Origin of the sequence: Catenulispora rubra (assembly GCF_015356825.1) — a bacterium.
GTDB lineage: Bacteria > Actinomycetota > Actinomycetes > Streptomycetales > Catenulisporaceae > Catenulispora > Catenulispora rubra.
Genome location: NZ_JAACYW010000007.1, coordinates 13,413 through 37,910, shown reverse-complemented (window position 1 = coordinate 37,910; position 24,498 = coordinate 13,413). Strand labels below are relative to the sequence as shown.

The 24,498-nt window shown below is 69.2% G+C and carries 23 protein-coding genes; 9 read left to right on the top strand and 14 right to left on the bottom strand.

Annotated features, from left to right (window positions below; genetic code table 11):
• Window positions 1-47: 47 nt before the first annotated feature.
• Together grpE and dnaK are read right to left on the bottom strand one after the other, a co-directional pair.
• Complete coding sequence (grpE, locus tag GWK61_RS04160; protein WP_194905100.1) at window positions 48-758, bottom strand: nucleotide exchange factor GrpE; 711 nt, start codon at window positions 756-758, stop codon at window positions 48-50.
• A gap of 170 nt (window positions 759-928) precedes the next feature.
• Window positions 929-2,806, bottom strand: coding sequence for a molecular chaperone DnaK (gene dnaK / locus GWK61_RS04155; protein WP_194905098.1), 1,878 nt, complete (start codon window positions 2,804-2,806; stop codon window positions 929-931).
• 312 nt (window positions 2,807-3,118) lie between these two features.
• Here dnaK and GWK61_RS04150 point away from each other — a divergent pair, with 312 nt between their 5' ends.
• Window positions 3,119-3,799, top strand: coding sequence for a hypothetical protein (locus tag GWK61_RS04150; RefSeq protein ID WP_194905096.1), 681 nt, complete (start codon window positions 3,119-3,121; stop codon window positions 3,797-3,799).
• Between the two features lie 84 nt (window positions 3,800-3,883).
• Here the strand turns inward: GWK61_RS04150 and GWK61_RS04145 are convergent, their stop codons facing one another.
• Window positions 3,884-4,936, bottom strand: coding sequence for an alpha/beta hydrolase (locus tag GWK61_RS04145; protein ID WP_194905094.1), 1,053 nt, complete (start codon window positions 4,934-4,936; stop codon window positions 3,884-3,886).
• 251 nt (window positions 4,937-5,187) lie between these two features.
• On the opposite strand from GWK61_RS04145, the gene GWK61_RS04140 reads away from it, so the two are divergent.
• A complete protein-coding gene (locus tag GWK61_RS04140; protein WP_194905092.1) occupies window positions 5,188-6,318 on the top strand; it encodes a phosphotransferase enzyme family protein in 1,131 nt (376 codons plus the stop codon).
• On the opposite strand, the gene GWK61_RS04135 is transcribed toward GWK61_RS04140, so the two are convergent.
• The 3 genes from GWK61_RS04135 to GWK61_RS04125 form a co-directional block, all read right to left on the bottom strand.
• Window positions 6,293-6,856, bottom strand: a complete 564-nt coding sequence (locus tag GWK61_RS04135) for a bacterial proteasome activator family protein (RefSeq protein WP_267254209.1) — start codon at window positions 6,854-6,856, stop codon at window positions 6,293-6,295. The genes GWK61_RS04140 and GWK61_RS04135 overlap by 26 nt on opposite strands.
• A gap of 80 nt (window positions 6,857-6,936) precedes the next feature.
• Complete coding sequence (locus GWK61_RS04130; RefSeq protein ID WP_194905090.1) at window positions 6,937-7,935, bottom strand: NAD(P)H-quinone oxidoreductase; 999 nt, start codon at window positions 7,933-7,935, stop codon at window positions 6,937-6,939.
• 452 nt (window positions 7,936-8,387) lie between these two features.
• On the bottom strand, window positions 8,388-8,972 hold the full coding sequence (locus GWK61_RS04125) for a TetR/AcrR family transcriptional regulator (RefSeq protein WP_194905088.1): 585 nt from the start codon (window positions 8,970-8,972) through the stop codon (window positions 8,388-8,390).
• Between the two features lie 98 nt (window positions 8,973-9,070).
• Between GWK61_RS04125 and GWK61_RS04120 the strand changes: the two genes are divergently transcribed.
• Window positions 9,071-9,835: an SDR family oxidoreductase gene (locus tag GWK61_RS04120; protein ID WP_194905086.1), complete on the top strand. Its 765-nt coding sequence runs from the start codon at window positions 9,071-9,073 to the stop codon at window positions 9,833-9,835.
• Between the two features lie 160 nt (window positions 9,836-9,995).
• Here GWK61_RS04120 and GWK61_RS04115 read toward each other — a convergent pair whose 3' ends face one another.
• A complete protein-coding gene (locus tag GWK61_RS04115) occupies window positions 9,996-10,778 on the bottom strand; it encodes an oxidoreductase (protein ID WP_194905084.1) in 783 nt (260 codons plus the stop codon).
• A 188-nt stretch (window positions 10,779-10,966) separates the two neighbouring features.
• Here GWK61_RS04115 and GWK61_RS04110 point away from each other — a divergent pair, with 188 nt between their 5' ends.
• A complete protein-coding gene (locus tag GWK61_RS04110) occupies window positions 10,967-11,944 on the top strand; it encodes an ATP-binding protein (protein ID WP_194905082.1) in 978 nt (325 codons plus the stop codon).
• On the opposite strand, the gene GWK61_RS04105 is transcribed toward GWK61_RS04110, so the two are convergent.
• Window positions 11,910-12,764, bottom strand: coding sequence for an alpha/beta fold hydrolase (locus GWK61_RS04105; protein ID WP_194905080.1), 855 nt, complete (start codon window positions 12,762-12,764; stop codon window positions 11,910-11,912). The genes GWK61_RS04110 and GWK61_RS04105 overlap by 35 nt on opposite strands.
• 86 nt (window positions 12,765-12,850) lie before the next feature.
• On the bottom strand, window positions 12,851-13,432 hold the full coding sequence (locus tag GWK61_RS04100; RefSeq protein WP_194905078.1) for a TetR/AcrR family transcriptional regulator: 582 nt from the start codon (window positions 13,430-13,432) through the stop codon (window positions 12,851-12,853).
• 238 nt (window positions 13,433-13,670) lie between these two features.
• On the opposite strand from GWK61_RS04100, the gene GWK61_RS59255 reads away from it, so the two are divergent.
• The 5 genes from GWK61_RS59255 to nhaA all read left to right on the top strand — a co-directional run bounded on the left by GWK61_RS59255 (window position 13,671) and on the right by nhaA (window position 20,125).
• Complete coding sequence (locus GWK61_RS59255) at window positions 13,671-14,870, top strand: sensor histidine kinase (RefSeq protein ID WP_194905076.1); 1,200 nt, start codon at window positions 13,671-13,673, stop codon at window positions 14,868-14,870.
• Window positions 14,871-14,884: 14 nt separating this feature from the next.
• On the top strand, window positions 14,885-15,619 hold the full coding sequence (locus GWK61_RS04090; protein WP_194905074.1) for a LytR/AlgR family response regulator transcription factor: 735 nt from the start codon (window positions 14,885-14,887) through the stop codon (window positions 15,617-15,619).
• 176 nt (window positions 15,620-15,795) lie between these two features.
• The gene (locus tag GWK61_RS04085; RefSeq protein ID WP_194905071.1) at window positions 15,796-16,374 is read left to right on the top strand and encodes an acetate uptake transporter; all 579 of its coding nucleotides are present in this window, start codon (window positions 15,796-15,798) and stop codon (window positions 16,372-16,374) included.
• A 215-nt stretch (window positions 16,375-16,589) separates the two neighbouring features.
• Window positions 16,590-18,545 (top strand): acetate--CoA ligase, encoded by a 1,956-nt coding sequence (gene acs, locus GWK61_RS04080; RefSeq protein ID WP_194905069.1) that lies wholly within the window; start codon window positions 16,590-16,592, stop codon window positions 18,543-18,545.
• Window positions 18,546-18,847: 302 nt separating this feature from the next.
• Window positions 18,848-20,125, top strand: coding sequence for a Na+/H+ antiporter NhaA (nhaA, locus tag GWK61_RS04075; protein ID WP_228561707.1), 1,278 nt, complete (start codon window positions 18,848-18,850; stop codon window positions 20,123-20,125).
• A gap of 82 nt (window positions 20,126-20,207) precedes the next feature.
• Here the strand turns inward: nhaA and GWK61_RS04070 are convergent, their stop codons facing one another.
• The 5 genes from GWK61_RS04070 to GWK61_RS04050 form a co-directional block, all read right to left on the bottom strand.
• Entirely contained in the window at window positions 20,208-20,966 is a 759-nt protein-coding gene (locus GWK61_RS04070) for a MerR family transcriptional regulator (RefSeq protein WP_194905064.1), read from the bottom strand.
• 129 nt (window positions 20,967-21,095) lie between these two features.
• Entirely contained in the window at window positions 21,096-21,746 is a 651-nt protein-coding gene (locus tag GWK61_RS04065; RefSeq protein ID WP_194905062.1) for an HAD family hydrolase, read from the bottom strand.
• Window positions 21,747-21,817: 71 nt separating this feature from the next.
• Window positions 21,818-22,990: a lipid-transfer protein gene (locus GWK61_RS04060; protein WP_194905060.1), complete on the bottom strand. Its 1,173-nt coding sequence runs from the start codon at window positions 22,988-22,990 to the stop codon at window positions 21,818-21,820.
• A 2-nt stretch (window positions 22,991-22,992) separates the two neighbouring features.
• Window positions 22,993-23,421 carry a MaoC family dehydratase gene (locus GWK61_RS04055; protein ID WP_228561706.1) on the bottom strand — a complete coding sequence of 143 codons (429 nt, stop codon included), beginning with the start codon at window positions 23,419-23,421 and terminating at the stop codon, window positions 22,993-22,995.
• On the bottom strand, window positions 23,418-24,497 hold the full coding sequence (locus tag GWK61_RS04050; protein WP_228561720.1) for an acyl-CoA dehydrogenase family protein: 1,080 nt from the start codon (window positions 24,495-24,497) through the stop codon (window positions 23,418-23,420). The genes GWK61_RS04055 and GWK61_RS04050 overlap by 4 nt, the downstream gene beginning before the upstream one ends.
• Window position 24,498 lies beyond the last annotated feature (1 nt).

Here is a 24,498-nt window from a genome sequence, read left to right as displayed (position 1 = left end):
GGGTTGTGCCATGTCGTTCACGCGTCGCCCTCGTCGCCGGCCCGGGCTCACAGCCCCGAATCGTCGTCGTCGTCGACTTCCACAGCCGCATCGGCCGCTGCCTTGTTCCCGGTGCCGTTGCCGGCACTGTTCCCGTTCCCGTTCCCATTACCGCTCGGCGCACTCTTCGCGGCCGACGCGGCGGGCCCGGGCTTCGGCTTGGCCGGCTCCGGGGCCGGCTCGGCCTCCGGGGCCGGTCCGGGCTCGGCGACCTGCACCTGTGCCGGACGGACCACCCGCTCGCCGATCCGGTAGCCGGGGCGGAACAGCACCGCCACGGTCACCTCGTCCACGTCCGGGGACGTGGTGCTCAGCAGCGCCTCGTGCAGGTTCGGGTCGAAGATCTCGCCGGCCGCGCCGAACCGGGCCAGGCCCTGCTTGGCCACCACGGCCTCGAACGCCTCGCCGACCTGCCGGAAGCCGCCTTCCAACTCGCCGTGCTCGCGGGCCCGGCCGATGTCGTCCAGCACCGGCAGCAGCTCCGACAGCGCCCCGGCGACCGCGGTCTCCTTGACCACCTGCCGGTCGCGCTCGACGCGCTTCTTGTAGTTGCTGAACTCGGCCTGCAGCCGCTGCACATCGTTGGTGCGTTCGGCCAACTCCGCCTGCACACCTTGCAGCTCATTGGTCCGCTCGGCGAGTTTGGCCAGCAGCTCGGTCACCGCGAGGTTGGCGCGCTCTCCCTCGCCTCCCGGCTCGGCCGCGTACTCGTCGCTCACGAAAGGTCCTCCTGAACCCGCCGCTTCCCCACAGTCGGGAAGGCTTCAGTGTCGCTGGGGGTGGCGCCGCGCGGGAGCCGGATCACCCTTGGAGATGATCGGCCGCTCCGCGCGGCGCCGTCTAGCCGTAGTGCTTCGCTCGTCAGGTGGAACCCTGCGGCGGGCCTGCGTCAGGCCTGGCCGCCCTTGCCCTCGTCGACGATCTCGGCGTCCACCACGTCGTCCTGCTCCGGACCGGCACCGGTGGCGCCGGCGGACTCCCCGCCGGGAGCGCCGGCCGCCTCGCCAGAGGCCTGGGCCTGCTGGTAGAGCGCGGCGCCGAGCTTCTGGCTGGTGGTCGCCAGCTTCTCCGAAGCCGAGCGGATGGTGGCGGAGTCCTCGCTCTTGAGGGCCTCCTTGGTCTCGCCGATCGCGGCCTCGACCTCGGACTTCACATCGCCCGGGACCTTGTCCTCGTTGTCCTTGAGGAACTTCTCGGTCGAGTAGACCAGGGACTCGGCCTGGTTGCGGACCTCGGCGGCCTCGCGGCGGCTGTGATCCTCGTCGGCGTACTGCTCGGCCTCGCGCATCATGCGGTCGATCTCGTCCTTCGGCAGCGCCGAGCCGCCGGTGATGACCATCGACTGCACCTTGCCGGTGCCCAGGTCCTTGGCCGAGACGTTGACGATGCCGTTGGCGTCGATGTCGAAGGTGACCTCGATCTGCGGCAGGCCGCGCGGCGCCGGCGGCAGGCCGGTCAGCTCGAACATGCCCAGCCGCTTGTTGTACGCCGCGATCTCGCGCTCGCCCTGGTAGACCTGGATCTGCACCGACGGCTGGTTGTCCTCGGCCGTGGTGAAGGTCTCCGAGCGCTTGGTCGGGATCGTGGTGTTCTTCTCGATCAGCTTGGTCATGATGCCGCCCTTGGTCTCGATGCCCAGGGACAGCGGGGTGACGTCGAGCAGCAGGACGTCCTTGACCTCGCCCTTCAGGACACCGGCCTGGAGCGCGGCACCGACGGCCACGACCTCGTCCGGGTTGACGCCCTTGTTCGGCTCCTTGCCGCCGGTCAGCTCGCGGACCAGGTCGGCCACGGCCGGCATGCGGGTGGAACCGCCGACCAGCACCACGTGCTCGATCACGCTCAGCGAGACGCCGGCGTCCTTGATCACCTGGTGGAACGGGGTCTTGCAGCGGTCCAGGAGGTCCGAGGTCAGCTGCTGGAACTGCGAGCGCGTGAGCTTCTCGTCCAGGTGCAGCGGGCCCTCGGCGCTGGCGGTGATGTAGGGCAGGTTGATCGAGGTCTCGGTCGAGCTGGACAGCTCGATCTTCGCCTTCTCGCCGGCCTCGCGCAGACGCTGCATGGCCATCTTGTCCTTGGACAGGTCCACGCCGTGCGCGTTCTTGAACTGGGTCACCAGCCACTCGACGACCTTGTTGTCCCAGTCGTCGCCGCCGAGGTGGTTGTCGCCGTTGGTGGCCTTCACCTCGATGGTGGAGAAGCCGTCGTCGTCCTTGCCGACTTCCAGCAGGGAGACGTCGAAGGTGCCGCCGCCGAGGTCGAAGACCAGGATGGTCTGGTCGCCCTCGCCCTTGTCCAGGCCGTAGGCCAGGGCCGCGGCGGTGGGCTCGTTGACGATGCGCAGGACGTTCAGGCCCGCGATCTCGCCGGCCTCCTTGGTGGCCTGGCGCTCGGAGTCGGAGAAGTACGCCGGGACGGTGATGACCGCGTCGGTGACCTTCTCGGACAGGTAGGACTCGGCGTCCCGCTTGAGCTTCTGCAGGATGAACGCGGAGATCTGCTGCGGCGTGAAGGCCTTGTCGTCGACGTTGATCTTCCAGTCGGTGCCCATGTGGCGCTTGACCGACCGGATGGTGCGCTCCACGTTGGTGACGGCCTGGCGCTTGGCGACCTCGCCGACCAGCACCTCGCCGTTCTTGGCGAAGGCCACCACGGACGGGGTCGTCCGCGAGCCCTCGGCGTTGGTGATGACGGTGGGCTCGCCACCTTCCAGGACGCAGACGACGGAGTTCGTCGTCCCGAGGTCGATGCCGACCGGACGTGCCATGGGGATTCCTCCGCGAAAGACGTTTCGTTGCTGCCACGTGTCTGCTGTGCGTCGCGTGTTGCGTGGGGAAGGCCCGCGGCAGGTTGAGTCGAGTTCGCTCAATGATGCACGGTGCGGTGGGTCGAAGTCAAAAGGTTGCGCGGATGGCACTCAACTTTGATGCGCCAAATGCTTCTGACCTGCCCGGAAACCTCACAAAAAGATTTCGGCGATCATGCCGCCCGGACGGCTCCGCGACCGGGCGTCGAGGTGCACGCTACCGACCCGCGCCTTACCGTCGGCTTGTGGGGGCCGGTGGAAGGAGCCTGGAACATGCGGAACGTCCTCGGCGGTCTCCTCGCGCTGATCGGCGCGGCGGCCACGCTCGTCAGCCCTTGGCAGCCCTGGTACAACAACCGGCACGGAAGTGCCTACAAGTTCTACGAGGTCTTCGGGTCCGGGGTCACGCCCTCGGGGTCCGGGGTGATGGACTCGGTCTTCCTGGTCTTCCTGGTCATGGCCGTGCTGGCGGTGGCCGGCGTGCTGCTGCGCTCCCGGGCGATGGTGGCCTCCGCCGGCGTGGTCGCGCTCGGTTTCACGATCCTGTGGATGGTGCGCCAGGGCCAGGCGGCCGGCGAGCTGACCATCACCGGGGCGAACAATCGCGGGCTCGGCTCCGGGGTGGCCTACGCGTTCGCTGGCGGGCTGCTGATGATCATCGGTTCCCTGATGATGGCCGGACGGCCGATGCGGACCGCGACCGCCGAGCGGCCCGCGGCGAAGACCGCGGATCAGAGCACGTACGGCACGGCCGCGACGACGTCCCCGGCGCCGGCGATCACTACGACCGCTCCCGTGGACAAGAACCCCGCAGCTCGTACGGCTCCGACGCCGGCCTCGGCACCTGCCGCAGGGCCCGCCGAACGCACCGGCACCGAGCGGCTCAGCAAGGAAGAGCGCGAGATGCTCGGCCTGGACGAGGACACGTCCGCGCAGCCCAAGCAGCAGAACTGAGCACCCGCGAGCGATGTTTCACGTGAAACATCGCAGCCCCGGCGTCACCCGGCGTCACCCGGCGTCACCCGGCGTCACCCGGCGTCACCCGGTGGACGAGGTGGCGCCCGAGGCCGTGGTCGAGGCCCCAGTCGACGCCCCGGCTGACGGCGAGGCGCTCGGGCCGGCCGAAGACGGCGACTGCGAGGCGCTGCTCCCCACCGTGAAGCCCTGGTCCAGGAACGTGATCACCTTCGGGAAGGACGCGGTGACGAAGTCGTAGGAGTGCCCGCCGGGCTCGATGTGCCAGGACAGGTCGACGCCGCAGGCGCAGTCGTGCAGCCGCTGCGCGAACTCGGCGGCCTGGCCCTGGATCAGGGAGTCCGTCTCGTCCTGGTCCTCCAGCAGCAGCACCCGCTTGCCGGCCGCCTTCTGCACCATGTCGTCCGGCGTGTTGGCAGCCTCCACCCGGCTGTCCGAGCCGAACATCCCGTCCGGGTCGTCGACGTGGAAGTACCCGGCCAGCGAGACGAACTGGCTGAACAGATCCGGGTGCCGCAGCGTCAGGTTGGCCGCGGCGTAGCCGCCCATCGAGAAGCCGACTATCGCGCGCATACTGGCCGACCGCGGCGAGTTGCCCTCAACGGCCGGTATCACGTTCTTGATCAGGTAGGACTCGACCATGTCCTTGCCGTCCTGCGCGTCGGCCCACTCGGTGTCGTTGTGCGCGTTGCCGCCGCCGGTCGGCACCGCCACGATGAACGGCGCCTCGGCGCCGGAGGTGAACGCCTGGTCCAGGACGTCCTTGACGGCCTCCATCATGCGGTCCGGCTCGCCGGGCACGCCGTGCAGCAGGTAGACCACCGGCAGCACCACGTTCGCCGGTACCGCGGGCCGGTAGACGTCGACCGGCCGCGTCTTCATGTCGTCGTCCGCCGACGGCACGTTCAGCGTCGTCACCGTGCCCGGCCCGGTGACCTTGGGCGCCAGGTGCGGAGTGGTTGGCGCGGCCGCGCCCGGCTTCGCGCCGGGGGCCGAGTTGTCCGTGGCCGACGTGTCGAGCGGACCGGTCGGGGGAGGCACGATGCTGGCGTCGTCGGTGCTCTGATGGCTGCCGAAGTGGTGCGTGGCGTAGCCGAACGCCACTCCGGAACCCACGACCAACGCGGTGCTTATGACGAACAGAGCGACGGCCCGCAGGGGAGACCGACTACTGCGCTTGGGCGCACGACGATGTCCCCTCGCCGCGCTCGCCGCCATAGTCCGTCCGCCTCCCCACGCCCGGGCCGGGGCGCTGCCATGTCCTGCCACCCTCACGGAGGGCGCGCGGGATGTCCACTGGTTCATTCGAGGCTAGTCACGCCACATAAAGCGCAGGTTAAGGATGATCCGCAATGTAGAGTGCGCGCATGCCGGAGACATCAGGGCCACTCCAGGCGCTGTTTCTGCGGTTCGGGCTGCCTGCGCCGACCGCTTTCCGCCCGGTGGACAGCGGACTTCTCAATCGGTCATATCAGATTACTTCGCCCGGCCGGCACTACTTCCTGAAGCACTATCTGCCCTGGCGGGGAATCGGATCCGGGCTCCCCGACGAGCACGGCCGCAAACGCTCCGCGGACCGGACACTGCGTTGGCAGCACGAAGCCGTGATCCGATTACAGGCGGCGGGTCTCCCCGCAGTCGCCCCACTCAGGGATTTACATGGCCGTACAGTCGCATATGTACGGGGACGCCCTTTTGCAGTGTTCCCGTGGAACGACGGAGTACACCGTCACAGCAGACATATGCAGGATGTTGACGCGTTCTGCTTAGGCGCGGTGCTGGCCGACATCCACACGGGCCTGGCGCGAGTTCTTCCGCAGGTTCCGCAGCCGTTGTTCGTCGCGACCACTTCCGAACAGCGTGCCGTCGCCGAGGCCGAACAGCTGCTGGCCCTGGTCGATGCCGGCGCTGGTACCGATGCCGACACCAACACCGATGCCGTCCAGAGCGAGATGGACGCGCTCTCCGCGCACCGATTACGGGAGCGCTTAGCGCTCATTCCCGAGGTCGCCCACCTACGCCCCGCCCCGAACGCCGTCGGAACCGTCGGCTACATCCACGGCGACTTCCACGCCGGGAACGTCATGTGGTCGGGGATGGAACCCGGAAGCCGGGTCACGGCGGTCGTCGACTGGGAGAAGACCGCAGTCGCACCTTGTGGGGACGAGGTGGTGAGCACCGCTTTAGTGTTCTTCACAGGGGAGTACTCAGGTCAGCTCGACCTGGATCTGGTCAGGGCGTTCATCGGGGGGTACGTCGCGGCTCGGCCGCACTTCTCCGAGCGGGAGCTCACCGACTCCGTGCGCCGCGTCTGGTGGGAGCGGCTGACCGACTTCTGGATCCTGACATGGCACTACCAGCACGCCGACCACCGCGCGGACTCGCTGTTCCCCGCCACCGCGGCACTGGTGCCGTGGTGGACGGAGAACTACACGAAGGTCCTGGACGCCTTCCTGGACGGCGCCGCGACGGCTACAGGTACGGTCCGGCGCCGCTGATCCGCCCGGGCTGCTCGCCGTCGGCGGCCAGGCCCGCGCCGGGCGGCACGGACCCGGGCGGCAGCGCCCGGCGGATCTGCTCCAGCTGCGCCCGCGCGGCCATCTGCTGCGCGAACAGAGCCGTCTGGATGCCGTGGAAGAGCCCCTCCAGCCACCCGACCAGCTGCGCCTGGGCGATGCGCAGCTCGGACTCGCTGGGGACCTCGTCCTCGGCGAACGGCAGCGACAGCCGCTCCAGCTCCGCGACCAGCTCCGGGGCCAGGCCCTTCTCCAGCTCGGCGATCGAGGAGCGGTGGATCTCGCGCAGGCGGGCCCGGGAGGCCTCGTCCAGAGGCGCGGCGCGCACTTCCTCCAGCAACTGCTTGATCATCGAGCCGATCCGCATCACCTTCGCGGGCTGCTCGACCATCTCGGCGACGTTCATCGGGTTCTCGCCGGACTCGTCGTCCCCGTGGGCCTCGGAGGGCACCACGATGACCCGGCCGGCCAGATCGCCGTGGTCATCGGCGTCGGGGTCGTTGTTCAGGCTCATGCTCATCGCTCCGAAGATGTCGCCGTTCAATCCCGTCATGTATCCGTCCCTAGATTCAAATGCTGTTTCCGCACGGGCATTCCCGGCTAGCCGGCGCTTCCCGCCGCCGCGACGTCCAGCAGGACCTTGCCCACGTGCCCGCTGTCCTCCACGATCCGCTGTGCCTCGGCCGCCCGGTCGATCGGCAGCACCCGGTCGACGACGACCCGGAAGCGGCCCTGTTCGATGAGCGGCCAGACGGCGTCCCGCGCCGCCGCGACGATCTGCGCTTTCTCTTCAGACGGCCGCGCACGCAGAGTGGTTGCACTGATGTCGGCCCGCTTTCGCAGCAGCGTGTTCAGATTCACCTCGCCCTTGACGCCGCCCTGCAACCCGATGATCACCAGCCGGCCGTTCACCGCCAGCGCGTCGACGTTGCGGTTGAGGTAGGCGGCGCCCATGTTGTCGAGGATCACGTCCACGCCGCGGCCCTCGGTGACTTCCCGTACCCGCTCCACGAAATCCTCGTCGCGGTAGTTCACCGCGACGTCGGCGCCGAGATCGCGGCAGGCCTGGAGTTTCGCGGCGCTGCCGGCGGTGACGATCACCGTCGCGCCGAGCTCGTGCGCGAGCTGGATCGCGGTGGTCCCGATGCCGCTCGATCCACCGTGGACCAGCAGGGTCTGGCCGGCGCTGAGCCCGGCCAGCATGAAGACGTTCGACCATACGGTGCACACGGTCTCCATCAGCCCGCCGGCGTCGATCGCGCTCATGCCCTTCGGCAGCGGTGCGACCTGCCCCGCGGGCACCGCGACCAGCTCGGCGTATCCGCCACCGGCCAGCAGCGCGACCACCTCGTCCCCGGGCACGAACCCGCTGACCCCGGCGCCGACTTCGACGACCCGCCCGGAGCACTCCAGCCCCGGATAGGGCGAGGCTCCCGGCGGGGGCGAGTAGTGGCCCATCCGCTGCATGATGTCGGCGCGGTTCACCGCCGACGCCGTGACCTGGATCAGCACCTCGCCGGCCGCGACGACCGGATCCGGCACCTCGGTCCACACCAGCTGCTCCGGTCCGCCCGGCTCGGCGATCGTGATGGCGCGCATGACTTCACCCTAGCGAGAGCCGTGCACAAGGGGCGGATCCAGGCGAACGGGCGGCTCCGAGCGGTGCTGCTGAGCACGTCTGAGACCGCTGTGCAACGTGAGGCGCCATTGTTCCCCCATTCAGTCGACAACGGGTAAAAACCGGCCAGTAGCCCTTGGCACCGACCTTGATCGGTCGTAGAAAGAAAGCAAGGCCCGGCGACCTCCCAACTCAAAGAGAAGGAATGGTTTGGCACAAGGCCGCTAGACCTCGACACCGAATCGGGAACCCACGCAAAGACCGACCCCTTAAGGGGCCAGCCAGCCAGGCAGACGGAGAGTACAGCGAGGACCTGGAAGGCGACTACGGACAAGAGACGCTTGTTAACTCGTTCTCGGTGTCATTCGTAACAGCGGTGCCGCTTGCGCAGCGGCACCGCTGACCTTTTCCGTTTCGCTCCCCTTCGCGGGGATTACTGCGAATTCGCAGCGGCCGCGACAAGTGCGTCGGCGAGTTTGTGCGCCGCCTCGCCGTCGAGCGGCCGGTGGCCGACCAGACCGCGGTACCAGAGCAGGCCGTAGGCCAGGTCGGTGAGGAAGTCCAGATCTGCGTCGGCGGCCACCTCGTCGCGCGCCGCGCCGCGCTCCAGCAGGACCCGCAGGGTCGCGCGGCGGCTGGCCAGGAAGTCGTGGAAGGGCCGCGCCGCCTCGGGGTTCTCGATCGAGGCGACCATCATGCTCTTCAGCTCGCTCAGGACCTTGGGGTCCTCGGACTGCGGGAAGGTGGTCTGGAAGAACTCCCTGAGGTCGGCGGCCAGCGTGCCGGTGTCGGGCAGCGGGATGGTGTGCTGCGCACGCGTGCCCACCGCCTCGGCGATCACCGCGGCCTTGGACGGCCACCAGCGGTAGATCGTCTGCTTGCCGACCCCCGCGTCCCGGGCCAGGCGCTCGATCGTGAAGCCCTCGTAGCCGACCTCCTGAAGCAGGGCGATCGCGGCGTCGATGATCGCCTCGCGGGCTGCTTCGTTGCGGCGTCTTCCGGTGTGCGGGCGCTCCATGACCGGCAGCCTAACGGATTTGTCTAGACGCGTCGTCTCGGCAATAATTGTCGAGACGGATCGTTTCGACAAAGAGTCACCCGACGGAGGGGACCCGCATGTCCACCACCACGGCCGCCACCAACGCCACTCCGGGGAAGTTCACCGGCCAGACCGTGTACGTCATCGGCGCCAGCCACGGCATCGGCGAGGCGATCGCCGGCGCGTTCGCCGCCGACGGAGCCGACGTCCTGATCACCGGCCGCACCAAGGAACGTCTCGACGCGGCCGCAGAGCGCATCGGCCACCCGGTCCGCGTCTTCCAGTCCGACGCCCGCCGCCAGGAGGACGTGGACGCCCTGTTCGCAGCCGCGGACAAGAAGATCGACCACCTCGTCCTCGCGGTCAGCGGCGGCATGGTCGGCCTGGGCACCCTCGCCGACCTCGCCGACGAGGCCCTGCGCGAAGGCTTCGAAGGCAAGGTGTTCGCCCAACTCAGGATCCTGAAGGCATCCCTGCCGCACCTGGCACCGAACGCCTCGGTGACATTCATAGGCGCCGGCAGCTCCCGCGCAGCGTTCCCCGGCACCACCGCTCTGGCCGCGGCCAACGGCGCCCTGGACGCCGCAGTCCGCCCCCTGGCCGCCGAACTGGCCCCGGTCCGCGTCAACGCGGTCTCCCCCGGCGTGATCGACACCGCCTGGTGGCACCCGCTGGGCGAACAGCGCGACGGCTTCATGGCCCAGCAGGCGGCGGCCACCCCGGTGGGACGCGTCGGGCAACCGCAGGACATCGCCGACGCGGTGCAGTTCCTGGCCGGCAACGGCTTCACGACCGGCGTGGTGCTGGACGTGAACGGCGGGACGACACTGGCGCGGAGCTGAGCCGCCGCGCCCACGATCGGCGCAATTTCGGCGGCGATCCGCCCGCCGGGCCTTGACCTGTCCGCACCCGCCGCCGATCCTGGGCGGGCGCTCCTTTCTTCGAAGGTGGTTTGCCCCCATTGGTTGGGGCGGGGCCCCAACAGCGCCGCAGGGCGAGAAGTCAGCCGCGCATGATCGCTTCGCACACCGCCAGCGACTCGCGGGCGCCGAGCGCGACCGCCTCCGCGTACTGCGCGAGCCAGGTGGCCAGGGCCTCGTCGGTGCCGGTCGCGTAGGCGCGGGCGGCGGCCAGGTAGGTCTCGGTGCCGAGGTCCACGTGGCCGGCTTCGACCACGGCCAGGGACTGGGGGTCCAGGCCTCGGTCGGCGAGGATCAGGCGGGACGCTGCGCGGGCCAGGAGGCCGTCGGCCCAGCCGAAGGGTTCGTGCACCAGGAGTTCGGCGTGGACCGCCGCGGCGACCACGACGGCCGGCACGTCGGCGGTGGCCGGGTCGCGGAGTTCGTTGGCCAGGGTGTTCAGCGTGGCTGCCGCTTCGGGGTCGCGGGGGCGGCCGACCTTGTCCTGGTCGAGGTGGCCGGCGGCGGCGAGCAGGTGCATGCGCGACAGGGCCTGGATCGGGGAGCGCTTCCAGACCGGGGCCAGGGTGCCCAGTTCGCCGGAGATGCGCAGGGCGCCGCGCAGGAGGCCGCTGCCATCCTCGTCGCCGAGGTCGGTGCGGCGGCGGACCTCCTCCAGCGGCCAGTCGGTGCCGGGCTCGGTCAGCGAGCCGAGGGCGGCCGAGGCCCGGGCGCCGCGCAGCTGCGATTCGGCGGTGACACGGGCCGACTGGCTGCGCAGCACCTTGTGCCGGCGCACGCGGTCCACGGCCTCCCGGGCGGTCTCCGCCGCCTCGGCGGCGTTCGGGACGGCGGCCAGGCGGCGGATCGGGGAGCGGGTGTCCATGCCCCGGACTTTACCTACCGCCGAGTAGCGGGCCGCCACCCGATCGGAGGACGCATGGTTGACGCGCCGCGCCGGCGCCGTCGAGACTCGGCGCGTACCGGTTTTATTGAAAATGGTTGTCATCAGCCGCGGACCTCCCCCGGGAGGCCCGCGACGTGCTCCCACCCCAGGCGCAAGGAGGTCCCGGCATGCGCATCGCCCTGGTCGGCAAAGGCGGCAGCGGCAAGACCACGGTCTCGGCCCTCCTGATCCGACACCTGGCCGCCGGCGGCCGCCCGGTGGTCGCCGTGGACGCCGACATCAACCAGCACCTCGGGGTGGCACTCGGCCTTCCGGAGGACCAAGCCGCCGCGCTCACCCCGATGTCCGCGCACCTGGCGGAGATCAAGGACTACCTGCGCGGCGACAACCCGCGGATCGCCGGCACCGAGGCCATGGTGAAGACCACGCCGCCGGGGCGCGGGTCACGCCTCGTGCGGCTGGAAGAGGAGAACGCCGTCCACAGCCTGTGTGCGGCGCGGCTGACCGGCGAGCTGGAGAACGTCCGGCTGATGGTGACCGGCGGCTTCGAGGACAAGGACCTCGGCGTCTCCTGCTACCACTCCAAGATCGGCGCGGCCGAGCTCTACCTGAACCACCTGGTCGACGGGCCCGACGAGTACCTGGTGATGGACATGACCGCGGGGGCGGACGCCTTCGCCTCCGGCCTGTTCACCCGCTTCGACCTGACCTGCCTGGTGGTGGAGCCGACCCGCAAGTCGGTGTCCGTCTACCAGCAGTACCGCGAGTACGCGAAGGAGTACGACGTCGCCATCCGCGTCGTCGGCAACAAGGTCACCGGCCCCGACGACGTCGCCTACCTGCGCGAGAACACCGGAGCCGACCTCGTGGCCTGCCTCGGCGCCTCGCACTACGTCCGCGCGCAGGAGCAGGGCCGGGACAAGGGCTTCGACACGCTCGAGCCGGCCAACCGCACCGCCCTGGCACGCCTCCAGCTGGAAGTGGACGCCGTGTCGCAGGACTGGGCCAAGTTCACCCGGCAGGCGGTCCACTTCCATCTGAAGAACGCTCAGGCCTGGGGCGACCGCGCGACCGGCGTGGACCTCGGCGCCCAGGTAGACCCGGACTTCGTCATGGGACCGGAAGCGTTCGCGGCACAGAGCTGAACGCCGTCACCTTCCGCACGACGTCCGGGTCCGTCAGGATCCGGAAATGGCCGAGGCTGGTCCAGGTGTCGAGTTCCGCTCCGGGCCACAGCCGCGCCAGCCGGTCGCCGTTGGCCACCGGGACCTCGCGGTCGCCGAGATCGTGGACGATCAGCAGTGGCGGCAGACCGCTCAGGTCCTCAGAACGCATCCGTTGCGGGATGTCGAACCTGTCCATGGACGTCCCCACGCGCTTCTCCAGAACCCTGAGGAAGCCCCTGCGTATCCGTTCTCTGAAGCCGAGCATCTTGGCGAACTCATAGGAGAACCCGATCGGGTCGCTCATCGGCGCCACTACAGCGAGCCTCCCTATAGAGAGGCCGTCGAGAGCCGACAGGACGACTGCGGCAGCACCGAAGGAGTGCGCGATCACCGCATGCGCTTCTCCAAAACGATCCACAGCTGTGGACAAGCTCTCTGAGAACTCGGGAAGCGTGGCGCGCCCAGGTCCTGCGAAGCTCTGCGTAGACCTGCCGTGGCCGGGCGCGTCGAAGGACACGACCCGGCACCCGGCGGCCAGCAGCGGCTCCACGAAGGCGTCGAGCTGTTCGGCCACGCCGCCCCAGCCGTGGACGAGATAGACGACCGGCCCTTCCGTGCCCCACACGGTGCCGTGCACAGTGCTGCGCCGCACGGTCATCGTGAACGGCTCGCCGGCGGACACCGCGATCGGTGTCTTCGGCCGCCAGGGCCGTTTGGGCACGGTCAGCCAGATGCGTTCGGCCCAGCGCGCGCCGGGTCCCGGCGCGACGACCTCCAGTACCCCGAACGCGGTCCGCACAGCACCGACCCCCAGCCCCTTTTTAGCACGAACGGTCGTGCTTTTTTTACGCGACGACGATGACGCGGTCATATGGATGACCCCCTCTAGCGGTTGGATTCGATCAATCGGGAGAACGCACGGCGGGCCCGCTCCTCGGCCCTGGCGTCACCGAGCAGCCGGTGCGCCTGGAAGAAGATGAGCATGATCCCGTGCAGGTCGTGGGCGAACTGCTCCGGATCGGCGTCGGCGGCGAAGAAGCCCTCGGCGATCCCGGTCCGGAACATCTGCGCCACCGAGTCGCTGAAGTCCAGGTGCATGCGGACCAGGCGGTCCCGCACCGGACCCGGCTGGTCGTCGTACTCCCAAGCCGCGGAGACGAACAGACACTCCGCGGCCCCGTCGCGCGACACCGCCAGCCAGCTTTCGAAGAGCGTCATGATCCGCTTCTCGCCGCGCGGAGCGGACACGGCCGGCCGGACGACGTCCTGGACGAACGCCTCGCTGGCGAACTCCAGGACCTGGATCTGGAGCGTCTCCTTGGACTTGAAGTGCGCGAACAGGCCGCTCTTGGACATCCCGGTCCGCTCGGCGAGCGAGCCGATGGTGAGCGAGGCCAGCCCGCTGATGGCCGCGACCTCGACGGCCGCTTCCAGTACCTGCCTGCGGGTCTCCTCGCCCTTGCTCACGAGACGAAAATAGCACGACCGTTCGGAGTGCGCGACCCGGATGTGACCCGGGTGTGACCCGGGGCTCGGCCCGGGCACGACCGGCACGCTCCGGACCGGTCTCTCAACGGATCCAGGGGCCGACCACCCGCCTCGACCGCCCTCGACCGCCTCTATCGCCTCGATCACCACCCCCGGCGCCGACATCAGGCCACCGACACCCTCGACTTCGTACCCTGACCGCATCAGACTGGGACATGTGGCATCCAACCCCGCCACCGTCGGCATCGTGGCCGCGCTCGTCGCCCCGGCGGTCGCGGTGTCCCGTGCCGTCCAGCGGCACCGTCTGGCCGGGACGTCCGCCGAGCGCGCCGCCTACGCAGCCATGCACGCTGTCGCGCTGGCGGGCCCACCCCTGCGCGTCGGCCTGACTCCGGACTCCACCCGCCGCGCCGCGCGGCATCTGCGGCCGCTCCTCGGCACAGCGGCGCTGGCGTTCAACGACACCGAGCGCACCCTCACGTGGGACGGCGCCGGCCAGCACCGGCATTCTCAGGACTCCTATGAGCTCTCCACAGAAGCCCTCAAGTCCGGGACCGTCCGTGTACTCGGCCCTGAGGAAGTGCACTGCGGCAGCGACTCCTGCGTGATCCGCCATGCGGTCGTCGCCCCGATCATCCCGCCGAGCAGCATCGGGGGGATCCGGGACGGCAGCAGCACTGCGATCGGGACGCTGTCCGTCTACAGCTCCAACACCTCCGTGGCCCTGGTACGGGCCGTCGGCGAGGTCGCGTACTGGGTCGCCACGCAGATCGAGCTGGCCGAACTCGACCGGTCGCGAACCCGCCTGATGGAGACCGAACTCAGAGCGTTGCGTGCGCAGATCTCTCCGCACTTCATCTACAACTCCCTGACCGCCATCGCCTCCTTCACGCGCACGGACCCAGCGCGCGCCAGAGAACTCCTCCTGGAGTTCGCGGACTTCACCCGCTACTCGTTCCGCGCCCACGGCGAGTTCACGACGCTCGCCGAGGAACTGCGCTGTGTGGACCGCTACCTGCTGCTGGAACGGGCCCGCTTCGGCGAACGCCTCCAGGTGAGTCTGCGGATCGCCCCTGAGGTGCTTCCTGTAGAGGTTCCCTTCCTCTGCGTTCAACCCATAGTGGAGAACGCGGTAAGGCACGGCCTGGAAGGCAAACCCGGTCCCGGCCACGTCACCATCACCGCCGAACCGACCCGCCACCACTACCGCATCACGGTCGCGGACGACGGCGTCGGCATCACCCCGGACGTCCTGCGCGAAGCCCTCGCGCCGGCCGAGCCGGGCACGCGCACCTCGGTCGGCCTGTCCAACGTCCACGAGCGGCTGCGCGCGGTCTACGGGACCGCCTACGGCTTGGCGATCGAATCCGGGCCCGGAGCGGGTACCACCGTGGTGATCCGGATCCCCAAGAAGTAGGGACGACAGACCGCATGACCATCGCGACGCCGACCGGCCTGCGCGTGCTCGTGGTCGACGACGAGCCCCCGGCCGTCGCCGAACTCGCCTACCTCCTGTCCCGCGACCCCCGCGTCTCCTCCGTACGGACCGCCAACGACGGGGAGGAGGCGTTGAGGGTTCTGAAGAACTCTCCCGTGGACGCACTGTTCCTAGACATCCGTATGCCGGGCCTGGACGGTCTGGAGATAGCGGCGCTCCTCAACCAGTTCGCCACCCCTCCGCAGATCGTCTTCGTGACCGCGCATGAAGAGTTCGCCCTGGAGGCGTTCGACCTGCACGCCTCCGACTACCTCCTCAAGCCGGTCCGGGCGGAGCGCCTCGCCGAAGCCCTCCGCCGGATGACACCGGCGTACGCACCGCATAGGGCCCCTGAACCGGGGCCCTATGACGTCATCCCCGTGGAGTTGGCCGGCGTCACGCGCTTCGTCCCGCGCCAAGACGTCTCCTATGCGGAGGCCCAGGGCGACTACGTGCGCTTGTACACGACCGAGAGCAGCCACCTGGTCCGCATCCCGTTGGCGGTCCTGGAGGAACACTGGTCCGGCGCCGGTTTCGCCCGCACGCACCGCCGCTTCCTGGTCCGTGTGGAGGCCGTCTCCGAAGCCCGGTGGGAGAGCGGCCACCTGACCGTCATCGTCAGCGGGACGTCCATCCCCGTGGCCCGCCGGCACACCCGTGAAGTGCGCGAACGGCTCAGTCACCGCTGACCGTGCGGCCCCGACCGCTCGACTTCCGTTGGTCACCCGTTGAACGCCTCGGGTGGACCGTCCGTAGATCGAACCCTTATCCCCTCTGTCATAGTTTGACACCGATTACTTACGGTGAACTCAGGGCGGGTCAACGGAGATCCGCCCAAGCGACACGACGAAGGGGAGACGAAGTCGTGAGCGAGACCACCACCACTGAGGCCCGGCTCGGCGATCCGGCGCCGCTGGGCCTGGCGGGCCTGGCCATGTCACTGGGGCTGCTGTCGTTCCACAACACCGGTCTGATCAAGGAGGCCGGGCTCACCGGCCTCACCGCGGCCACCGCCGTCGTCTTCGGCGGCGTGGTCTCCCTGCTGATGTCCATGTGGGAGTACCGGCGCGGCAACACGTTCAACGCCACCTTCTTCGGTGCGCTGAGCGCGTTCTGGCTGACCACCTACTGGGCACACACCGGGACCGCCGTCGACTACAAGTCGACCGGCCTGTACTTCCTCGGCTGGACCGTCATCGGGGTCTACCTCACCCTGGCGGCCCTCAAGACCAGCGGGGCCACTCTGCTGACCACCGCCGGGCTCACCGTCACCTGGCTGTTCCTGGCGCTGGGCCAGTTCCAGAACAGCACCGACCCCGACGGCCTGACCAAGGTCGGCGGCTGGCTCGGCCTGGTCACCGCGGCGCTGGCCTTCTACGGGTCCTGCGCCGGTGTCGCCAACGAGACGCACGGGAAGCCGATCCTGCCGACCTGGCCCCGCTGACGCGGTGATCAGCCGTCCATCACTCGTTGATCATCAAGCGGCACCTTGAGCACGCCGCCCACCGAACCGGGTCCCGGTGGGCGGCGTACTGGTGTCTCCAGGTAAAAGGTCTATACCAATCGGGCTGAAACCCTTGTGTTCCGGGCCGTCCCTTGGTGTGCTACTGCCTGGATAAAGTGTGACCGCTGTCATAATGCATCGAACGAGGAGAGACGGTGTCGAACGAGGCCCTTTCCAATTTGCTCCGTGAGGACCGCCGGTTCGCGCCGCCCGCGGACTTCGCCGCCGCCGCGAACGTCAAGGCCGACGCGTACGCGACGGCTGAGGCGGACCGGCTGGCGTTCTGGGAGACCCAGGCCCAGCGCCTGTCCTGGGGCGCCCCCTGGAGCGAGGTGCTGGACTGGTCGGGCAAGCCGGTGGCGAAATGGTTCGTCGGCGGGAAGCTCAACGTCGCCTACAACTGCGTGGACCGGCACGTGGAGGCCGGCAACGGCGACCGCGTCGCGATCCACTTCGAGGGGGAGCCCGGCGACTCCCGCGCCATCACCTACGCCGAGCTCAAGGACGAGGTCTCCAAGGCCGCCAACGCCCTGACCGAGCTCGGGGTGCGCCAGGGCGACCGGGTCGCGATCTACATGCCGATGATCCCGGAGACCGCTGTAGCGATGCTCGCCTGTGCGCGCATCGGTGCGGTGCACTCCGTGGTGTTCGCGGCGTTCTCCCCCGACGCGCTCCGCGCGCGCATCGAGGACGCCGGCGCCAAGCTGCTGATCACCGCGGACGGCTACCACCGCCGCGGCGGCACCGTGAACCTCAAGGCGAACGCCGACGAGGCCGCCGAGGGCGCGGAGACCATCGAGCACGTGCTCGTCGTCAAGCGCACCGGCGCGGACGTCGCGTGGGGCGCCAAGGACGTCTGGTGGCACGACGCCGTCGGCGCCGCGAGCACCGAGCACACCCCGGAGGCGTTCGACAGTGAGAACCCGCTGTTCATCCTCTACACGTCCGGTACCACAGGGAAGCCCAAGGGCATCCTGCACACCACCGGCGGCTACCTGACGCAGGCGTCGTACACCCACCACGCGGTGTTCGACCTGAAGCCGGAGACCGACGTCTACTGGTGCACCGCCGACGTCGGCTGGGTCACCGGACACTCTTACATCGTCTACGGGCCGCTCTCCAACGGCGCCACCGAGGTGATGTACGAGGGCACCCCCGACACCCCGCATCAGGGCCGCTTCTGGGAGATCGTCCAGAAGTACAAGGTCACACTCCTCTACACCGCGCCCACCGCGATCCGCATGTTCGCCAAGTGGGGCGACGACATCCCGGCCAAGTTCGACCTCAGCTCTCTGCGGCTGCTGGGTTCGGTCGGTGAGCCGATCAACCCCGAGGCGTGGATCTGGTACCGGGAGAACATCGGCGGGGGCCGGACGCCGGTGGTGGACACCTGGTGGCAGACGGAGACCGGGGCGATCATGATCTCCCCGCTGCCGGGCGTCACCGAGGCCAAGCCGGGCTCGGCCATGCGGCCGCTGCCGGGCATCTCGGCGAACGTCGTCGACAAGGAAGGCACCATCGTCGAGAACGGTCACGGCGGCCTGCTGGTCCTGGACCAGCCCTGGCCCTCCATGGCCCGCGGCATCTGGGGCGACCAGCAGCGCTTCGTCGACACCTACTGGGCGCGCTTCGCCGAGCAGGGCTACTACTTCGCCGGCGACGGTGCGAAGAAGGACGAGGACGGCGACCTGTGGCTGCTGGGCCGCGTCGACGACATCATGCTCGTCTCCGGCCACAACATCTCCACGACCGAGGTCGAGTCGGCCCTGGTCTCCTACCCTGCGGTCGCCGAGGCCGCGGTGGTCGGCGCCAAGGACGAGACGACCGGACAGCGCATCGTCGCCTTCGTCATCCTGCGCGCCGGCCAGGAGGAGACCGAGGACCTGGACGCGGTGCTGAAGGCGCACGTCTCCAAGGAGATCGGCCCGATCGCCAAGCCCAAGCAGATCCAGATCGTGGCCGAGCTGCCCAAGACCCGCTCCGGCAAGATCATGCGCCGCCTGCTGAAGGACGTCGCCGAGGACCGCGCGGTCGGCGACACCACGACCCTGGCCGACTCCACGGTCATGGACCTGATCAAGGCGAAGCTGCCGCACGCGAACGAGGACTGATCCAGTCCGCTCCAGTTCGCAAACGCGTTACCGACCGCCGGGTGCACGGGCCTCAGGGCCCGTGCACCCGGCGGTTCCGCGTTCTGGTTGCGGTCTCTGGTTCCGCATTCTCAGGAGCCGGACCATCGCACACGGGTTCCTCACACTCCGGTAGCCTGAACAGCCTAGGAGCGCCGGGAAGTCTGGTCGGCATGGGTAGTGGTCCGTTGATCACCACCCGTCCGACGCCGACCCCCGAGCCATGAGGACGCCTGATGACGCCCCCGGACCGCCCCGCCGCCCCAATACGCGCATTTGCGCGGTTGAAGCGCATAGAGCGCAGGCACGTGGCGGCGGTCCTGCGGACCGAGACGGTCGGCGGCGCACTGCTCATCGTCTTCGCGATCGTCGGACTGCTGTGGGCGAACTCCCCCTGGCGCGCCTCCTACGACACCGTCAAGAACACAGTCATCGGTCCGCACCTGTGGCACCTGGACCTGTCGCTGGCGAACTGGGCCGCCGATTTCCTGCTCGCGTTCTTCTTCCTCGTGGCCGGGATCGAGCTCAAGCACGAGTTGCAGGCCGGCGAGCTGTCGAACCCGCGTGCCGCAGTACTGCCGGTGATCTCTGCGCTGTGCGGCATGATGGTGCCGATCGCCGTCTACCTCCTGGTCAGCGCCGGTCACACGAACGCGGGCGACGGCTGGGCCGTGCCCACCGCCACCGACATCGCCTTCGCTCTGGCCGTCCTGGCGGTCGTCGGCCAGAACCTGCCGTCGGCACTGCGCGCGTTCCTGCTGACCCTGGCCGTCGTCGACGACCTCGGTGCGATCATCATCATCGCGATCGCGTACACCGCCAAGATCGACACCGTCGCGCTGGCGATCGCGGCGGTACTGATCGTCGCTTTCTACGTCCTGCAGCGGATGCGGATAGGAAGCCTGTGGCTGAACGTGCCGCTGGGTCTGGGGATCTGGATCGCAGTGCACTCCAGCGGGATCCACGCGACGGTGGCCGGTGTCGCCATCGGCCTGATGCTGCGCGGGCACACCGGCGACGAGCACGACGACTACGACGACCATGCCGACTCCGGAGAACAGGACGAGGGACCTCAGTCACCGGCGGAGAAGGTGCAGTGGCGACTCCAGCCGTTCTCCGCAGGCTTCTGTGTCCCCGTCTTCGCGATCATGTCCGCGGGCGTCTATGTCGGCGGCAAGACGCTGGGCAGTCTGGTGAGCGATCGGATCCCTCTGGCGATCGCCGCAGGCTTGTTCATCGGCAAGGCGGTGGGGGTGTTCGGCGGCGCCTACCTCACTGCGCGCTTCACGCGGGCCGAGCTGTCCGACGAACTGCGGTGGCGCGACATCGCGGCGGTGTCCGCCCTGACCGGTGTCGGGTTCACGGTCTCGTTGCTGATCGCCGAGCTCGCCTTCTCCGACTCCCCAGGCGTGCTGAACCTCGCCAAGGGCGGAGTGCTGCTCGGGTCCTTGGTGTCCGCACTCGTCGCTGTAGTACTGCTCCGTAGGAGGGACCGCTTCTACGACGAGATCTGCACAGACGAAGAGTCGGAAGACGTGGAGCTGGTGCTCGGGCGAGAATAGAACGGCGTCCCCTCCGCACTGGCCGCGGAGGGGACGCTTCTGCGTTGTTCCGTTAAGCGGGATCCCTACCAGTTGCTTTGTACTAGTCGATCAGGCGCGCTTCCGCATAGGCGGCCATCGCGGCGGCCTGGTACTCGGCGAGGCCTTCGGCGATCTTCTGATAGTTCGCCTTGAAGCGCTCGTCGTCGACGTACATCTGGCCCAGGCACCTGTACGCGTTGCGGTTCGGCGTCCACCAGATGCAGATGCTCTGGTAGTGCTGGTGGACCTCGTCCTGGACCGCCGGATCGTCGACCGGCGTGCCGGCGGCCATGAACTCCGCCATCCGGATCATCGCCGCGGTCGCCTCGCGCTGCCAGCGCCGCATGTCCTCGTCTGTCATGGTCACGCGCCTGGCCTGGGCCCGCTCGAACTCCTCGGGCCAGCGCTCGCGCGCCTCGTCGTCGTACTGCGACTGGTCGAACCCCTCGAAGAGGTTCTCCGGCCGGTTGATGTGCACGGACATCTCTGGCTTCCCTTCCAGCTCGACGATGGTCCGCCGCACGGTCTCGGCCACCCGCGACAGCCGGTCGCGCTCGACGATCAGCCGGCCGTACTGGCGGCGCAGGGCGGCCAGCGTGTCCGGCTCGGAGTCGATCGCTTCGGCGATGTCGGCCAGGGCCAGCCCGAGCTCGCGCAGGACGAGGATCTGCTGGAGACGCAGCAGCTGTGCTTCCTCGTAGTAGCGGTAGCCGTTGGCGCCGACGTGGTCGGGCTTGAGGAGTCCGATGTCGTCGTAGTGGCGCAGAGTACGGGCAGTCACCCCGGACATGCGCGCCACCTGCGCGATCGACCAACTCATGGCGGTTCCCATCGATGTGCAGCCGGGCTTTCCGACCACTTCCTCGAAGGTAGAAGCTTCCGTTACGGCAAGGTCAAGCCGGATTGGTCCGCCCTGCGAGCCGGTCGCCGCGGAACGGTGCGAAGAACCTCAGGGCCGGCCGAGGATCAGCTCGAACGCCTCGGCGGTGGCCTCGACGACCTGCTCCGGCTGCGGGTCCGTGGCGCCGAGCCGACGGCCGTGCCGGATCCACGCGGTGTGCAGGCCCACGCCGTTGCCGCCGGCGATGTCCGAGGTCAGGGAGTCGCCGACCATCCAGCCGCCCTCCAGCGGCGCCCCGGCCCGCTCCGAGGCCAGCTGGAAGATCTTCGACTCGGGCTTCCAGCTGCCCTCGACGTCCGAGATGCAGACCACGTCCACGAAGGCGCGCAGCCCCACGGCGTCGATCTTGGCGTTCTGGAACTCGCCGAACCCGTTGGTGACGATGCCGATCCGCCAGCCCGCGTCGCGCAGCGCCTCCAGGCCGTCCAGCACCCCGGCGAAGGGCTTGAGCAGGTCGACCATCCGGAGCCGGTAGTCGGTCAGCAGCTCGGCCGGATCGGCGTCCAGCTTGAAGTGCTCGACCAGGCCCCGGAAGGCGTCGTCGGGCGCGCCGGTCCAGTAGATGTGCTCGTGGTCGGCGAACCAGCGCACGTCACCCGCGGCGCCGTGGGCCGCGACCAGCTCCTCGGTCCAGGCGATGAAGGCGCCCTTCGAAGAGATCAGGGTGTCGTCCAGGTCGAACAGCGCGAGACGGGGCATGGCTCCGAGATTAACTGATCGTTCCGACGCCCAACGGAACGCCGGGTTACGGATGATGGCCCAGGTGCCGCTCAGACCGTGCTGAGCAGCAGTCCCGAGGTCGGGACACCGGTGCCCGCGGTGACCACTACGTGGTGGACGTCCGACACCTGGTTGACGGCCGTTCCTCGGGCCTGGCGCACGGCCTCGGCGATGCCGTTCATGCCGTGGATGTAGGCCTCGCCGAGCTGGCCGCCGTGGGTGTTCAGCGGAAGCCGGCCGCCGACATGGATGGCGCCGTCCCGGATGAAGTCGCCCGCCTCGCCGCGTCCGCAGAAGCCGAACTCCTCCAGCTGCGTCAGGACGAACGGAGTGAAGTGGTCGTAGATGACGGCGGTCTGGATGTCGTCCGGTCCCAGCCCGGACTGGCTCCACAGCTGCCGGGCGACGGTCCCCATCTCCGGCAGCCCGGTGATGTCCTCGCGGTAGTAGCTGGTCATCATGTGTTGGTCGTGTGCGGAGCCCTGCGCGGCTCCCGCTATAAGGACTTCCTTCCCAGGGAGATCACGTGCGCGCTCTGCAGAGACGACCACGAGCGCCACTCCGCCGTCGGACTCCTGGCAGCAGTCCAGCAGCCGCAGCGGATCGGCGATCAGCTTTGAGCCCTGGTGCTCAGCCAGGGTGATCGGGCGCTCGTAGAACCACGCCGCCGGGTTCGTGGCCGCGTGCGCTCGTGCCGCCACCGCGACGCGTCCGAAGTCTTCGGAGGTGGCGCCGTACCGGTGCATGTAGCGGCGCGCGGCCATGGCGACCCAGGCCGCCGGGGTGATGAGGCCGTAGGGCGAGTAGTAGCCGAAGTGCTGCGCCATCGGGGAGTCGCCGCGCGCCTGGGCAGCGGCGTCGCCGGTCCCGAACCGCCGGCCGGAGCGCTCGTTGAAGGCGCGGTAGCAGACCACGACGTCGGCCAGGCCCGCGGTGATCGCGGCCGCCGCGTGCGCGACCGTCGCACAGGCGGCGCCGCCTCCGTAGTCGACCAGCGAGAAGTAGCGCAGCTCGGCGACGCCCAGGCCTCGGCCGACCATGATCGACGGACTGGAGTCCATCGAGAAGGTCACCAGGCCGTCGACGTCGCGCGGCGCGATCCCGGCGTCGTCCAGTGCGGCCTTACACGCCTCCAGGCACAGCTGGAGTTCGCTGCGGCCGGACTCCTTGGAGAACTCCGTGGCGCCGATACCGACGATCGCCGTCCTGCCGGACAGGTTCACGCTCACTCCCCGAGGCCCTTCAGCGTGACGGTGCCGGTGACGTGGTAGCCGAGTTGGTTCGCGCCGCGGACCGCGACCTCGACCGTGCCGTCCTCCCCGACGCGCGCCACGGACCCGCTGAGGGTCATCGTGTCGCCGGGGTAGTTCGGCACGCCGAGCCGGATCGCGATCTTCAGGATCCGGGCCTCGGCGCCGGCCCAGTCGGTCACGAACCTCCCGACGAGGCCGTTGGTGGTGAGGATGTTCATGAAGATGTCGGGGGAGCCCTTCTCCCGGGCCGCCGGGACGTCGTGGTGCACGTCCTGGTAGTCGCGGGAGGCGATGGCCCCGGCGACGATCCGCGTCGGCGTGATCGGGATGACCAGCTCCGGCAGCGTCTCCCCGACCTTCGGCAGCGCGCCCTGGGTGTGACCGCGTCCGGCCCCGCTCATTCGTCCTCCTCGATCGGGTGGGCGGCGATCAGCTCGCCGAGGTCACCGGACCAGGCCTCTGCAGAGCCGCCATAGAGTTCCCAGTAGCGGGCCCATGCGTGGTACCGGTGCAGGGGATAGGTGACGTCCACTCCGAAGCCGCCGTGCAGGTGGTGCGCGGAACCGACGACCCGGCGTGCGCCGTCGGAGGCCCAGACCTTGGCGGTGGCAACCGCATAGCGGGCGCGCGGTGAACCGATGCCGTTCTCTGCGATCGCGTATACGGCGTCCCACAGCGCGGCCTGCATAGCGCGGGAGTCGATATAGAGGTCCGCAGCGCGCAGGGCCACGCCTTGGAACGTCGCGAGCGGATGCCCGAACTGAACGCGGCCGCCGGTGTACTCGGCGGTCATCGCCAGGGCGCGCGCCGCGATCCCGCACAACATCGCCGAGGAGAACAGCGCGGCCAGGGCCCGGGCCTCGTCGACCGCTTCGCTCACCTCCATGACCTCGGCGTCGATGAACTCCAGGACGCCCAAGGGCTCGCCGGTCGTGGTCACCTGGTCGCCGACGCGCGCCGTCGACAGGGAGACCAGCGCCAGCACTTCCTTGTCGTCCTCACGCAGGGCCGGGACGAGCGCCAGATCGGAGCTGAGCGGATACGGCACCAGCTGCGTGATCCCGTTGAGCCGCTGGCCGGTCAGCCGCAGCGGCGCGGCCACCGCGGATGGATGCTCGGCGAGCGCCGCGGTGATGACCAGCTCTCCGGAGATAACCGCCGACAGGTTCTTCTCGTCGATGACCGAGACCGCGACGAACGTCTCCACGAGAGGCAGCCGGGCCAGCGCGGCGCCGGCGTCCGTCAGCAGGCGCACCATGCCCGGCAGACCGGTACCGCCGCCTCCCACGCTCTCTGGAAGGACCGCGGCGAGCAGTCCGGTATCCGCGAGGATCCGCCACAGGCGGCGGTCGTGTTCATCCGATACCGGTTCGTTGCTGTAGGCCGGACTCCGTGTGGCTTCTATATCGAGGTCCTTGAAGACCGCGATGGAGAGCTCTCCCACGGCTTCCAGCGCATCGTCCACCGACTGGTCCATG

What these genes read in the sequence shown, in the direction of transcription:
- GWK61_RS04140 (WP_194905092.1), top strand. Translation starts at nt 5,188, where the DNA reads ATGCCGGAGACATCAGGGCCACTCCAGGCGCTGTTTCTGCGGTTCGGG.
- GWK61_RS04110 (WP_194905082.1), top strand. Translation starts at nt 10,967, where the DNA reads ATGCGCATCGCCCTGGTCGGCAAAGGCGGCAGCGGCAAGACCACGGTC.
- GWK61_RS04120 (WP_194905086.1), top strand. Translation starts at nt 9,071, where the DNA reads ATGTCCACCACCACGGCCGCCACCAACGCCACTCCGGGGAAGTTCACC.
- GWK61_RS04070 (WP_194905064.1), bottom strand. Translation starts at nt 20,966, where the DNA reads ATGAGTTGGTCGATCGCGCAGGTGGCGCGCATGTCCGGGGTGACTGCC.
- GWK61_RS04055 (WP_228561706.1), bottom strand. Translation starts at nt 23,421, where the DNA reads ATGAGCGGGGCCGGACGCGGTCACACCCAGGGCGCGCTGCCGAAGGTC.
- GWK61_RS04115 (WP_194905084.1), bottom strand. Translation starts at nt 10,778, where the DNA reads ATGGACACCCGCTCCCCGATCCGCCGCCTGGCCGCCGTCCCGAACGCC.
- GWK61_RS04130 (WP_194905090.1), bottom strand. Translation starts at nt 7,935, where the DNA reads ATGCGCGCCATCACGATCGCCGAGCCGGGCGGACCGGAGCAGCTGGTG.
- GWK61_RS04050 (WP_228561720.1), bottom strand. Translation starts at nt 24,497, where the DNA reads ATGGACCAGTCGGTGGACGATGCGCTGGAAGCCGTGGGAGAGCTCTCC.
- GWK61_RS04065 (WP_194905062.1), bottom strand. Translation starts at nt 21,746, where the DNA reads ATGCCCCGTCTCGCGCTGTTCGACCTGGACGACACCCTGATCTCTTCG.
- GWK61_RS04125 (WP_194905088.1), bottom strand. Translation starts at nt 8,972, where the DNA reads ATGGAGCGCCCGCACACCGGAAGACGCCGCAACGAAGCAGCCCGCGAG.
- dnaK (WP_194905098.1), bottom strand. Translation starts at nt 2,806, where the DNA reads ATGGCACGTCCGGTCGGCATCGACCTCGGGACGACGAACTCCGTCGTC.
- GWK61_RS04150 (WP_194905096.1), top strand. Translation starts at nt 3,119, where the DNA reads ATGCGGAACGTCCTCGGCGGTCTCCTCGCGCTGATCGGCGCGGCGGCC.
- GWK61_RS04135 (WP_267254209.1), bottom strand. Translation starts at nt 6,856, where the DNA reads ATGAGCATGAGCCTGAACAACGACCCCGACGCCGATGACCACGGCGAT.
- GWK61_RS04090 (WP_194905074.1), top strand. Translation starts at nt 14,885, where the DNA reads ATGACCATCGCGACGCCGACCGGCCTGCGCGTGCTCGTGGTCGACGAC.